Annotated in this window: 9 protein-coding genes, 1 tRNA gene and 1 pseudogene; 4 read left to right on the forward strand and 7 right to left on the reverse strand. The window is 70.0% G+C overall.

Features of this window, described 5'->3' with window-relative positions; genetic code table 11:
- Window positions 1-174: 174 nt before the first annotated feature.
- A complete protein-coding gene (hisN, locus tag ACX25U_RS12035; RefSeq protein ID WP_454391381.1) occupies window positions 175-975 on the forward strand; it encodes a histidinol-phosphatase in 801 nt (266 codons plus the stop codon).
- 148 nt (window positions 976-1,123) lie between these two features.
- Window positions 1,124-1,525, forward strand: coding sequence for a CBS domain-containing protein (locus ACX25U_RS12040; protein WP_454391383.1), 402 nt, complete (start codon window positions 1,124-1,126; stop codon window positions 1,523-1,525).
- Between the two features lie 80 nt (window positions 1,526-1,605).
- Here ACX25U_RS12040 and ACX25U_RS12045 read toward each other — a convergent pair whose 3' ends face one another.
- The gene (locus tag ACX25U_RS12045) at window positions 1,606-3,057 is read right to left on the reverse strand and encodes a catalase (RefSeq protein ID WP_454391385.1); all 1,452 of its coding nucleotides are present in this window, start codon (window positions 3,055-3,057) and stop codon (window positions 1,606-1,608) included.
- Between the two features lie 142 nt (window positions 3,058-3,199).
- Between ACX25U_RS12045 and ACX25U_RS12050 the strand changes: the two genes are divergently transcribed.
- A complete protein-coding gene (locus tag ACX25U_RS12050; RefSeq protein WP_454391387.1) occupies window positions 3,200-3,616 on the forward strand; it encodes a Fur family transcriptional regulator in 417 nt (138 codons plus the stop codon).
- Between the two features lie 130 nt (window positions 3,617-3,746).
- On the opposite strand, the gene ACX25U_RS12055 is transcribed toward ACX25U_RS12050, so the two are convergent.
- The 3 genes from ACX25U_RS12055 to ACX25U_RS12065 all read right to left on the reverse strand — a co-directional run bounded on the left by ACX25U_RS12055 (window position 3,747) and on the right by ACX25U_RS12065 (window position 8,942).
- Window positions 3,747-3,820 (reverse strand) — tRNA-Met (locus tag ACX25U_RS12055).
- Window positions 3,821-3,908: 88 nt separating this feature from the next.
- Window positions 3,909-5,753 (reverse strand): sel1 repeat family protein, encoded by a 1,845-nt coding sequence (locus ACX25U_RS12060; protein ID WP_454391389.1) that lies wholly within the window; start codon window positions 5,751-5,753, stop codon window positions 3,909-3,911.
- Between the two features lie 216 nt (window positions 5,754-5,969).
- Window positions 5,970-8,942, reverse strand: a complete 2,973-nt coding sequence (locus ACX25U_RS12065) for a UPF0182 family membrane protein (RefSeq protein WP_454394225.1) — start codon at window positions 8,940-8,942, stop codon at window positions 5,970-5,972.
- 176 nt (window positions 8,943-9,118) lie between these two features.
- Here ACX25U_RS12065 and ACX25U_RS12070 point away from each other — a divergent pair, with 176 nt between their 5' ends.
- Window positions 9,119-9,661 (forward strand): PPA1309 family protein, encoded by a 543-nt coding sequence (locus ACX25U_RS12070; protein WP_454391391.1) that lies wholly within the window; start codon window positions 9,119-9,121, stop codon window positions 9,659-9,661.
- A 55-nt stretch (window positions 9,662-9,716) separates the two neighbouring features.
- On the opposite strand, the gene ACX25U_RS12075 is transcribed toward ACX25U_RS12070, so the two are convergent.
- From ACX25U_RS12075 to ACX25U_RS12085, 3 genes and pseudogenes are all read right to left on the reverse strand, one after another.
- Complete coding sequence (locus tag ACX25U_RS12075; RefSeq protein ID WP_454394227.1) at window positions 9,717-10,157, reverse strand: S16 family serine protease; 441 nt, start codon at window positions 10,155-10,157, stop codon at window positions 9,717-9,719.
- 90 nt (window positions 10,158-10,247) lie between these two features.
- Window positions 10,248-10,814, reverse strand: a pseudogene (locus tag ACX25U_RS12080) (PDZ domain-containing protein); the annotation flags it as partial.
- Between the two features lie 415 nt (window positions 10,815-11,229).
- Window positions 11,230-11,691, reverse strand: coding sequence for a molybdenum cofactor biosynthesis protein MoaE (locus ACX25U_RS12085; protein WP_454391393.1), 462 nt, complete (start codon window positions 11,689-11,691; stop codon window positions 11,230-11,232).
- Between the last annotated feature and the right edge of the window lie 32 nt (window positions 11,692-11,723).

Consider the following 11,723-nt stretch of genomic DNA (forward strand, 5'->3'; position numbering starts at 1 on the left):
GTGACGGAGTGTGGAGGAACATAGCTGCGCCTGCCCGTGCCGCTTCAGGCACGGGCAGGCGCAGCAGCACGCCGCAAGCGCGGTGAGCGGACCCACCCTTCAGCGCCCCACGTGCACCGTCGCGCCCATGCCCCCCGGTAGCCCCGTACCCGCAGGGCGGATACCGTGCCTTACATGCCCGACTACCTCGACGACCTGCGCCTGGCCCACGTCCTCGCGGACGCCGCCGACGCCGCGACCATGGACCGCTTCAAGGCCCTCGACCTCAAGGTCGAGACGAAGCCGGACATGACCCCGGTCAGCGAAGCGGACAAGGCGGCGGAAGAGCTCATCCGCGGCCAGCTGCAACGCGCCCGCCCCCGCGACGCGGTCCTCGGCGAGGAGTACGGCATCGAGGGCACCGGCCCCCGCCGCTGGGTCGTCGACCCGATCGACGGCACCAAGAACTACGTCCGCGGTGTCCCGGTCTGGGCGACGCTCATCTCGCTGATGGAGGCGACCGAGGGCGGCTACCAGCCCGTCGTCGGCGTCGTCTCCGCGCCCGCGCTCGGCCGCCGCTGGTGGGCCGCGCAGGGCTACGGCGCCTTCACCGGCCGCAGCCTGACGAAGGCGAGCAGGCTGCAGGTCTCGCGCGTGGCGAAACTCGCGGACGCCTCCTTCGCGTACTCCTCGCTCAGCGGCTGGGAGGAGCAGGGCCGTCTGGACGGCTTCCTGGACCTGACCCGCGAGGTGTGGCGCACGCGCGCGTACGGCGACTTCTGGCCGTACATGATGGTCGCCGAGGGCTCGGTCGACCTCTGCGCCGAGCCCGAGCTGTCCCTGTGGGACATGGCCGCGAACGCGATCATCGTCACCGAGGCCGGCGGTACCTTCACCGGCCTGGACGGCCGTCCCGGCCCGCACGGCGGCAACGCGGCCGCGTCCAACGGACTGCTGCACGACGAGATGCTGGAGTACCTCAACCGGCGCCGCTGAGAAACCGCCGTGTGCCGCGCACGTCCCCAACCGACCGCGCGCACCCCCTTGTTGACCCTCGTTTTACCTGCGACTCTGAGAGTCTCCCCACTTGTGCGTTTGTGAATCCGTGAACTATCCGGGTTCCCCAAGGAGGTGGCTCCATCCCATGCTCGTCCGCGACGCCATGAGCTCGGTGGTCCTCACCATCGGCCCCGCACACACCCTCCGCCAGGCGGCGGCGCTGATGTCCGCGCGCCGCGTCGGCGCCGCCGTGGTCTACGACCCCGACGCCGGCGGCATCGGCATCCTCACCGAACGCGACATCCTCGACTCCGTCGGCCTGGGCCAGAGCCCGGACACCGAGCACGCCCACGCCCACACCACCACCGACGTGGTGTTCGCCGCCCCGACGTGGACCCTGGAGGAGGCGGCCCGGACCATGATGCACGGCGGCTTCCGGCATCTGATCGTGCTGGACGGCGGCGAACCGGCGGGGATCGTCTCCGTCCGCGACATCATCCGCTGCTGGACGCCGGCCCGGCAGCGGGCGGCGCAGGTACCGGCCTGACGGTTCCTGCAGACACGACAGCGGGCCGGGCCCCCGGAGGGACCCGGCCCGCCGGCCACGGCAAGCGGTCCAGCGCTGGCTCAGCCGCGCAGGGCCTGGACCGCGGCCTCCAGCCGCTTGCCGAAGTCGTCGTCCGCCTGACGGAAGTTGTTGATCGCGCGCTCGGCGATGTCGTCGCGCGAGACCTGGGAGATGGAGCCCGCCAGGTTGTTGATCAGGCGCTCCCTCTCCTCCTCCGTCATCAGGCGGTAGAGGTTGCCGGCCTGGACGAAGTCGTTGTCCTCGGCGTGGACGGGCGCCTCGTGGTTGCCGGTGACGCCGGTGACCGGGCTCGGCTGCCACAGCGGCCGGTCCGTCTGGACCGGGCCGCCGAAGCTGTTGGGCTCGTAGTTCTTCGCGCCCTTGTGGCGTCCGTCGTACAGGTAGCCGTCACGGGAGTAGGTGCGTGCCTCGGTGGCGTGCGGACGGTTCACCGGCAGCTGGTCGGCGTTGATGCCGACTCGGTAGCGGTGGGCGTCGCTGTAGGAGAAGATGCGGCCCTGGAGCATCTTGTCCGGCGAGGGGCCGATGCCCGGGACGAAGTGGCCGGGGCTGAAGATCGACTGCTCGACCTCGGCGAAGACGTTCTCCGGGTTGCGGTTGAGCTCCAGCTTGCCGAACTCGATCAGCGGGTAGTCCGCGTGCGGCCAGACCTTGGTGAGGTCGAACGGGTTGAAGCGGTAGGTCGCCGCCTCGGCCGCCGGCATCACCTGGACGTGGACGGTCCAGGACGGGAACTCGCCGCGCTCGATCGCCTCGCGCAGGTCACGCTGGTGGGAGTCGGGGTCCTTGCCCGCGAGGACCTCGGCCTCCTCGGCGGTGAGGCACTTGATGCCCTGGTCGGTCTTGAAGTGGTACTTGACCCAGAAGACCTCGCCGGCCTCGTTGTTCCACTGGTAGGTGTGCGAGCCGAAGCCGTCCATGTGGCGGTACGACGCCGGAATGCCGCGGTCGCCGAACAGCCAGGTCACCTGGTGCGTGGACTCCGGCGACAGACCCCAGAAGTCCCAGACGTTGTCCGCCTCCTGGCTGCCCGTGTACGGGTCGCGCTTCTGGGTGTGGATGAAGTCGGGGAACTTGATGGCGTCCTTGATGAAGAACACCGGGGTGTTGTTGCCGACGAGGTCGTAGTTGCCCTCTTCGGTGTAGAACTTCAGCGCGAAGCCGCGCGGGTCGCGGACGGCGTCCGGGGCGCCCAGGTTGCCGGCCACGGTCGAGAAGCGCAGGAAGGTCTCCGTCTGCTTGCCGACCTCGGAGAGGAACTTCGCGCGCGTGTACTTCGTGACGTCGGCGGTGACCGTGAAGGTGCCGTAGGCACCGGCGCCACGGGCGTGCACCACGCGCTCCGGGATGCGCTCACGGTTGAAGTGGGCGAGCTTCTCCAGGAGGAGCTGGTCCTGGACGAGCACCGGGCCGCCGACGCCCGCGGTCTCGCTGTTCTGGTTGTCGGCCACCGGAGCACCGGCTTCCGTCGTGAGCGGCCCCTGCGTCACGTCGCCTCCTGGATCGAATTCGTCTGGTCACACCACTTGGCCAAAGCCGATATCGATCCTACACTGGACAATGTCTAAGTCAAGCAAGATTCCAAAGTCACACCCATTCGGAAATTGTTCCCTTGCTGTTAGGCTGGTCTGCATGAGTGACCTTCTGGAACGGCTGCGTGGACGCGGATGGCGTATGACCGCGCAGCGACGCGTCGTGGCCGAGGTACTCGACGGCGAACACGTCCATCTGACGGCCGACGAGGTCCATGCGCGGGCCGTCACGAGGCTGCCCGAGATCTCCCGGGCGACCGTCTACAACACGCTGGGCGAGCTGGTCTCCCTCGGTGAGGTCATCGAGGTGACCACCGACAAGCGCGCCAAGCGGTACGACCCCAACGCGCACCGGCCGCACCACCATCTGATCTGCGCCGGCTGCGGCGCGATCCGTGATGTCCACCCGAGCGGCAACCCGCTGGCCGACCTGCCCGACTCGGAGCGCTTCGGCTTCACGGTCTCGGACGTCGAGGTGACGTACCGCGGCCTGTGTCCGAACTGCGCGGCGGCCTGACCGCGACGACGTTTCCAGGAGACCCCCGGCACCAAGTCGAGGCGCCGGGGGTCTTTTCGTGATGCACGCGGCTGTACGGGAAACACCGAGGGCCGGAATCCCTGATCGGATTCCGGCCCTCGGCCTTCAGTAGCGGGGACAGGATTTGAACCTGCGACCTCTGGGTTATGAGCCCAGCGAGCTACCGAGCTGCTCCACCCCGCGTCGGTGATTGCAACAGTACGTGAACGACGGGGAAAGAAGCAAATCGCTCAGGGCGACGCGCGCCGCGGCGTGCGTCACACCCCGTACGTCACGCCGACAACTCCTCGCGCAGTGCGTCCCGCAGCCGCGCCGCCCGCTCGGCGACCGCCGCCGGCCCCAGCTCCACGGCCCGGTCGGCCCACCGCTGGCCCTCGGCCAGCTCGCCCCGGCGCGCGTAGACCAGGGCGAGCCGGAGCGCCGCCCGTCCGTGCCCGGCGTCGGCGGCCCGTGCCCACCACACGGCGGCCTCCGGCTCGCTGCCCTCCCGGGCGAGCAGCAGCCCCAGGTTGAAGGCGCCGTTGCGGGACCCGGCCTCCGCCGCCGTCCGGTACCAGCGCGCCGCCTCGACCACGTCCCCGCGGGCCGCGGCCAGCATCCCGACCCGCACCTGCGCGCGCCGGTGCCCCTGGGAGGCCGCCCGCTCGTACCACTCCTCGCACTCGGTCTTGTCATGAACCGCCGGCTCGCCGAGCTCATGCGCGGGCGCCGGCGGCCGCCGGGCGTCGAGCAGGGTGGCCAGCCGGTACGCGGCCTCCGCGCTGCCGCCGCCGGCCGCGCACCGCAGGTGCCGCTCGGCCGCCCGCTCGTCCCCCGCGCGCAGCCGGGCGATCCCCACCTGCAGCGCCGCCTCCGTGTGCCCGGCGGCCGCCGCCCGCTCGTACCAGCGCAGGGCCTCGGGCTCCAGCTCCCGCCCGGCGTAGAGGATCCCCAGGTTGAACGCGGCGTCGACGCTGCCGGCCTCGGCCGCCTTGGAGAACCACGGCTCGGCCCCGCCGGTGTCGCCGCCCTGCAGCAGCAGGACGGCCAGCGCGTTCGCCGCCTCCCGGTGCCCGGCGTAGGCCGCGCGCCGGTACCACTGCTCGGCCTGCGCGGTCCGGCCCTGCTCGGCGCAGAGCAGCCCGAGGTTGTAGGCGCCGTTGACGTCGCCCGCGTCCATCGCGGCCCGGTACCACCGCTCGGCGGTCTGCGTCTCGCCGCGCTCGGCGTGCAGCGCGCCCAGCGCGTTCGCCGCGTTGCCGTCGCCGTCCTGCGCGGCCCGCAGCCACCACACGGCGGCGCTCTCGGTGTCGCCGGCGTCCCGCAGCAGGAACCCGAGCGCGCAGGCGGCCCGCGCCTCGCCGTCCTTGGCGGAGGTCAGGTACCAGCGGCCGGCCTCCTTGAGCTCGCCGCGCTTCTCCAGGATCGCGCCGAGGTGCAGCGCGGCACGGCGGTGGCCGCGCGCGGCGGCCTGCCGGTACCACTGCTCGGCCTCCGCCATGAGGCCGGTGCCGTCGTCGCGGGCGGACTCCCGCGCGGCCCGGCGGTCCAGTGCCCGCGCCAGCCGGTACTCGGCCTCCCGGTGGCCCCGCTCGGCGGCGGCCCGCATCCAGCGCTCGGCCCCGGCGTCCCCGCGGTGCTCCAGCAGGTCGGCGAGCGCGTAGGCGCCGAGGACGTGCCCCTGCTCGGCGGACTGGCGCAGCCAGTACTCGGCGGCCGGCTCGTCGCCGCGCTCGCGGTGGTGGCGCCCGAGCGCGTGCGCGGCCGCCGCGGATCCGGCGACGGCGGCGATCCGCCACCATCCGGCGGCCTCGTCGGCGTACCCGCGCCGGTGGAGGAGAACTCCCAGGTTGTTGGCGGCGGCGCGGTCACCGGCCGCGGTGGCGGCCCGCAGATGGGGTTCGGCTCCGTCGAGATCGCCGCGGCGCAGCAGCATGGCCCCGAGGACGCTCATGGCCTCGACGTCTCCCGACTCCGCGGCGAGGCGGCGGCGCGCCAGCTCCGCGACCTCGTCGGCGGCCGCTCCGGTCTCGTCCCGGGTCTCGTCCCGGTCGTCGCTTCCGGTCTCCTCAGGATCGGAAGCCCGTACAAATCGCCCCGTCTCGAACAGAGTTGCCTTGTCCCCCATAACGTCCATCGTCGCACCACCTGCAACCTGGGTACACCTGGTATACCGCAGCCAGTGAGGTCACTTCAGCGTTTTGTCGACATGCCCACAGAGAGACAAGTCAAACACAGATCGCCCAACTCCCCACGGCGGCACGGCCGCAGGGCATGTCGGCACATGCGTTCGTACGCCGCGAGGGGCCCGGATCCGTGGTACGGATCCGGGCCCCTCGGCTCGGTCGAACGATCAGCCGTTGGTGGGGCTGCCGCTGGGACTGGCGCTCGGACTCCCGTCCGGCGCCGGCTTGTTGTCACCGCTGTCGGCGTTCTTGCCGCTGCCGCCGGCCTTCTCCGCCTGCGCCTGCGCGTCCTCGGCCTGCTTCAGCGCGTCCTGAAGGTCCTTCTGCGCCTGGCCGTACGCCTGCCAGTCGCCCTTCTTCAGGGCGGCCTGCCCGTCGTCGAAGGCCTTCTGCGCGTCCTTCAGCGCCTGTTGGACCGTCGGGTTGCCGCTCGACGGCGGCGGGGTCTTGCCGGTCCCGGTGTCCGAGGGGGGCGGAGGCGTCGAGCCCGACGCGCCGAAGACCTTGTCGAGGGCTTCGCCGAGGGTGTTCTCGAACGAGGTGACGCCGTCGTAGGTCACCAGCACCTTCCGCATCAGCGGGTACTTCAGCTGCCCGCCGCGCACGTAGACCGGTTCCACGTAGAGCAGTCCGCCGTCCAGCGGGACGGTCAGCAGGTTGCCGTACTCGATCTCCGAGTCACCGCCTCTGATGAGCCGGACGAACTCGGCGATGTTCTGCTGCGAGTTGGAGTTGAACTGGCTCTGCACCTGCTTGGGACCGCCGACCGTGGTGCTCGTCGGCAGCTTCAGGATCCTGATCTGGCCGTAGCCGGGCGTGCCCGCCTGGGCGTCGACCGCCATGAAGGCGCTCAGGTTGTCCCGGCCCGTCGGCGTGAACGTCGTCGTCAGCGAGAACGCCTGGGAGTCCTGGTCGGGCATCTTCATGGTCAGGTAGTACGGCGGCACCGCGTTGCCCGACTTGTTGGTCGGGTCGTCCGGCACCTGCCACACCTCGCTGCCGCTGAGGAAGGTCTGCGCGTCCTGCACGTGGTAGCGGGTGAGCAGCTCGCGCTGGACCTTGAACAGGTCCTGCGGGTACCGCAGGTGGTCCATCAGCGCCGGCGAGATGTCCTTCCTGGGCTCTACCGTGCCGGGGAACGCCTTCATCCAGGTCTTCAGGACCGGGTCCTCGGTGTCCCACTGGTACAGCTTGACCTCGCCGCTGTAGGCGTCGACGGTCGCCTTCACCGAGTTGCGGATGTAGTTGACCTGGTTCTGCTGGGCCACCACCGCGCGCTGGCTGTTGTTGTACGTCAGCGAGTCGGCCGTGGTGTCGCCGAGGGTCGTGCGGGAGGCGTACGGGTAGCCGTTCGTCGTCGTGTAGGCGTCGACGATCCACTGGATGCGGCCGTCGACCACCGCCGGGTAGGCGTCGCCGTCGATGGTCAGCCAGGGCGCCACCGCCTCGACGCGCTCCTTGGGCGTGCGGTTGTACAGGATCCGCGAGCCGTCGCCGATCGCGCCGGAGTAGAGGATCTGCGGCTCGCCGAATGCCACCGCGTACGCGGCCCGGTTGACCGGGTTGGAGAGGCTGACGCCGCTGTCGCCCCGGTAGCTGGTGGTCTTCTCACCACTGTCGTCGGAGTAGTCGACCTCCTTCTGGGGGCCGCCGACGATCGAGTACGTGGTGGTCTTCTCGCCGTAGTAGACCCGCTGTTCGTACTCCCCCAGCTGGCCGGTGGAGGGCAGGTCGGACTCGGTGAAGGACGGCTGGCCGTTGTTGTCGGCCTCGGTGCCCTTGGCCGCGACGACGCCGTAGCCGTGGGTGTAGCGGAAGTGGTTGTTGATCCAGTTCTTCTTCGGGATGCCGTCGAGGTTCAGCTCGCGCAGACCGACGACCGTGTCCTGGACCTTGCCGTCCTTGGTGGTGTAGCGGTCGACGTCCAGGTTGGTCGGGAATCCGTAGAAGTTCCGGATCTGCTGGAGTTGCTGGAAGGTCGGCGAGACGACGTTCGGATCCAGTATGCGGATGCTCGCCGTCTTGTCGACCTCGTCGCGCAGCGTCGACTTGTCCTTGGTCTTGCTGATGCCGTCGTAGCCGGACACCTTGGTGTCGTCGATGTCGTACGCCTCACGCGTCGCCTTGATGTTCTTCGCGACGTACGGCGCTTCCTTGGCCTGCTCGTTGGGCTGGACCTGGAACTTCTGCACGATCGCCGGGTACAGGCCGCCGATGAGGATGGCCGAGAACACCATCAGGCCGAAGCCGATGACCGGCAGCTGCCAGGTGCGCCGCCACAGGGTGGCGAAGAACAGCAGCGCGCAGATGACCGCGATGCAGAACAGGATCGTCTTGGCCGGCAGATAGGCGTGGGCGTCGACGTACCTCAGGCCCGTCCAGTTGCCGGTCGCCTTGAAGTCGCTGGACTTCACCGCCAGTCCGTACCGGTCCAGCCAGTACGCCACCGCCTTCAGCGCCACGAAGACGCCGAGGAGCACCGACAGGTGCCCGGTCGCCGTGGCCGTGGCACGCGCGCCGGGGCTGGTGACGCGCAGCCCGCCGTACAGGTAGTGGGTGAGCGCCGCGGCGATCAGGGACAGGATCGTGGCGGCGAAGCCGAAGCCCAGCAGGAACCGGTACCAGGGCAGGTCGAAGGCGTAGAAGGAGACGTCCAGGTTGAACTGCGGGTCCCGCTTGCCGAACGGCACGCCGTTGACCCACATCAGCCAGGTCCGCCACTGGCTCGCGGCGGAGGCGCCGGCGATCAGCCCGACCAGCGCCGTGATGCCGAGCAGCAGCCACTTCTTGTACGGCGCGATGCCCATCCGGTAGCGGTCCAGGCTCTGCTGCTCCATCGACATGGCGCTCAGCGGCGGCCGCAGCCGGTGCGCCAGCCAGATGTTGAGTCCGACCGCGCCCGCCATCAGCAGGCCGAAGACGAAGAACAGGCCGATCTTGGTCCACAGGGTGGTGGTGAACACGGACGAGTAGTGCACCGACCGGTACCACAGCCAGTCCGTCCAGAAGCCCGCGAACATGGCGAACGCCATGCCGAGGACGGCGAGGACGCCCAGTGTCATGAGCAGGGTCCTGGCGCGCCGGGACGGGCGGCCCACTCTGATCCGCGGCCCTGTCGGGCCTCCGCCGCGGTCCGGCATCTGGAAAGCCAAGGGTGTGCACCTCGAAATTCGCTGTTGGTTGGGTCTCGTTGCGTCAGGCCCCGTGTCCATGGACCGTACGGTGCGCCCCCGTCGCCGTGGGCCCACACTTATGCAACTTACTCACCGCTTACTCAGTTCCCGATTCCGGCCAGGAACGAGGCAGGATTGTGACCATGTCCAACACTCCCATGGCAGCGAGCCCGCTCACCCGGGCCGTACTCGAGATCGACGAGTACGCCTCCGGCCTCGGCTGGGACCAGCCCGCCCGCCTCTTCGCCCTCGTAGACACCGCACGGCTGCGGGTCCAGGAACCTGCCCTCGCGGCCCAGCTCGGCCTGGAGGACGAGCAGGAGACCTCCGGTCTCACCCCGATCGAGCAGGACGAGATTCCGACGGGCCGGCCGCTCGACGAGTTCCTGGGCACGATCGCCTGGCCCGACGCGGTGACCGGCTGCGCGCTGACCGTGGAGCGCCTGATGCTGCCGCCGTCCGCCGAGGCGCAGGTCCCCGAGGGGCTGGACGAGGCGAAGCTGGCGAAGTGGGTGGCGGGCCACCCCGAGCGCCAGGAGGTCCGCATGACGGTGGCGGTCCTGCGCGACGGTGCCCGGGAGTCGGCCCTGCGGCTGCGCGAGAAGGACTCCGCGACGGAGGTCCTCACGGGCGCGGACCTGGTGCCGGGGCTGGCGGAGGCGCTGGCGGCGACGTTCGAGGACTGATGACGCTCGAGGGCTGACGCCGTTGACCCGCCGCCGCCTCGAGGGGCGCCGCCCGTCAGCCCTTGACCGTGCACTTCGGCAGGTCGGCGGTGTTGCCGGTGCGGATGTCCCTCAGGGCGGCGAGGGCGTCGCCCATGGTGTTCACCTTCACGAGGGTGAGCCCCGAGGGGGTGTCCTTGACGGCGGACGCGCAGTTGTCGGCGGGGGTCAGGAAGTACCGGGCGCCCCTGTCGCGCGCGCCCACGGTCTTCATCTCGATGCCGCCGATCGGGCCGACCTTGCCGTTGTCGTCGATCGTCCCGGTGCCGGCCACGAACTTGCCGCCGGTCAGGCTGCCCGGGGTGAGCTTGTCGTAGATGCCGAGGGCGAACATCAGTCCGGCGCTCGGTCCGCCGACGTCGGCGAGCTTGATGTCGATCGTGAACGGGAAGGTGTGATCGGTCCCGGCGGAGATCCCGACGATGGCACGCTTGGCACCGGCGTCGGCGGACTGCACCGTGGTGATGGTCACATTTTTGGTGACGGTCGCCGTCCTGTGCTGCTTCTCGGCGGCGGCCTGCTCCTTGGCGGGCACGATCGTGAAGACGACGTTCTGCCCGGGCTTGTGCTTGGTGACCAGCTTGGCGACGTCGGAGGGCCGCTTGACCGCCGTGCCGTCGACGGCCTTGATGACGTCGCCCGCGTGCAGCTTGCCCTGGGCGGGGGTGCCCTTGACGACCGTGGAGACGATCACCCAGGACTGCACCGGGATGCCGAGCTCCTTCAGGGCGGCGACCTTGGCGCTCTCCTGGGACTGGGTGAACTCCTCGGCGTTCTCCTGCGTCGACTGCTCCTCCGTCTTGCCGTCGGGATAGAGCGTGTCGTGCGGGACGATCTTGTTGTCGTGTGCCAGCCAGCCGTAGACGGCCTCGACGAGGTTCATCCGGTAGTCGGCGCTGGTGACCCGGACGGTGGTCATGTTGAGGTGGCCGTCCGTCGGGTAGGTCTTGCGACCCGAGATCTGCAGCACCGGCTCGCCGTTGTGCTCGCCGAGAGTGTTGACCGTCGGCCCCGGGGACATCTCCGAGTACGGCACGGGAAGGAAGACCCCCGCGCACAGGAGCGCGATCAGCATCAGGGTGGAGGCGAGCATCGTCGCGGTGCGGCGTGGCATGACTCGACAGTACGGGACGCGTCTGTCAGCGCACCGTCAGGGCGGTCCGTCTCACGTACTGGAGTGCGACCTCTCCATGGCCTCGCGGAACCGGGCGTATCCGTCCAGCTCGGGACCGTCGCTGCGCGCCTTGCGGGTCCGGTTCGCCCAGCTCCCCCAGAGTCCCGCGCCTATCGCAGCCAAAAACGGAATCAGCAACCAGGCGAGAGCCACCATGCCGACCTCCAACCCCAATTGAGCGAGGGCAACTGACTGATCAGCAGATTAACCATCCGCAGTGACAACGCTCGCGCCAGGGGTGCGGTTACGCAACCGGAGCTGCGGCGAAAGGGTGTGGGTCCAACGGGCGCGCGCGTGGGTCGACAGGCGCGCGCCCGGGTCAGCAGGCGCGCACGGGTCAGCAGGCGCGCACGGGTCAGCAGGCGCCGACCCATTCATCGGTGCCGTCGGAGAACTTCTGGTGCTTCCAGATCGGCACCTGGTGCTTGAGGTCGTCGATCAGCTTCCGGCAGGCCTCGAACGCCTCGCCCCGGTGCGGACACGACACCCCGACCACGACGGCGAGGTCCCCGATCTTCAGATCCCCCACGCGGTGCACGGCCGCCAGGGCCCGCACCGGGTACTCGGCGACGACCTTCTCGGCGATCCGCCGCATCTCCGCCTCCGCGCCGGGATGGCAGGAGTACCCGAGCTCGTCGACATCGGCGCCCCCGTCATGGTTCCGCACGGTCCCCACGAACAGCGCGGTCCCGCCGGCGGCATCGTCCCCCACGGCCCTGAACACCTCGTCCACGGAGAGCGGGGTCTCCCTGATACCGATCAGCTTGATGGGCTCGTCGGCGGCGTACTCGCCGGGGTGATCGCTGGTGGCTGCCATGGCTCCATCTTGCCGCACACGCTCCCACGGCC

The organism is Streptomyces sp. JNUCC 63, assembly GCF_054366325.1.

What these genes read in the sequence shown, in the direction of transcription:
- hisN (WP_454391381.1), top strand. Translation starts at nt 175, where the DNA reads ATGCCCGACTACCTCGACGACCTGCGCCTGGCCCACGTCCTCGCGGAC.
- ACX25U_RS12040 (WP_454391383.1), top strand. Translation starts at nt 1,124, where the DNA reads ATGCTCGTCCGCGACGCCATGAGCTCGGTGGTCCTCACCATCGGCCCC.
- ACX25U_RS12050 (WP_454391387.1), top strand. Translation starts at nt 3,200, where the DNA reads ATGAGTGACCTTCTGGAACGGCTGCGTGGACGCGGATGGCGTATGACC.
- ACX25U_RS12060 (WP_454391389.1), bottom strand. Translation starts at nt 5,753, where the DNA reads ATGGACGTTATGGGGGACAAGGCAACTCTGTTCGAGACGGGGCGATTT.
- ACX25U_RS12065 (WP_454394225.1), bottom strand. Translation starts at nt 8,942, where the DNA reads ATGCCGGACCGCGGCGGAGGCCCGACAGGGCCGCGGATCAGAGTGGGC.
- ACX25U_RS12070 (WP_454391391.1), top strand. Translation starts at nt 9,119, where the DNA reads ATGTCCAACACTCCCATGGCAGCGAGCCCGCTCACCCGGGCCGTACTC.
- ACX25U_RS12085 (WP_454391393.1), bottom strand. Translation starts at nt 11,691, where the DNA reads ATGGCAGCCACCAGCGATCACCCCGGCGAGTACGCCGCCGACGAGCCC.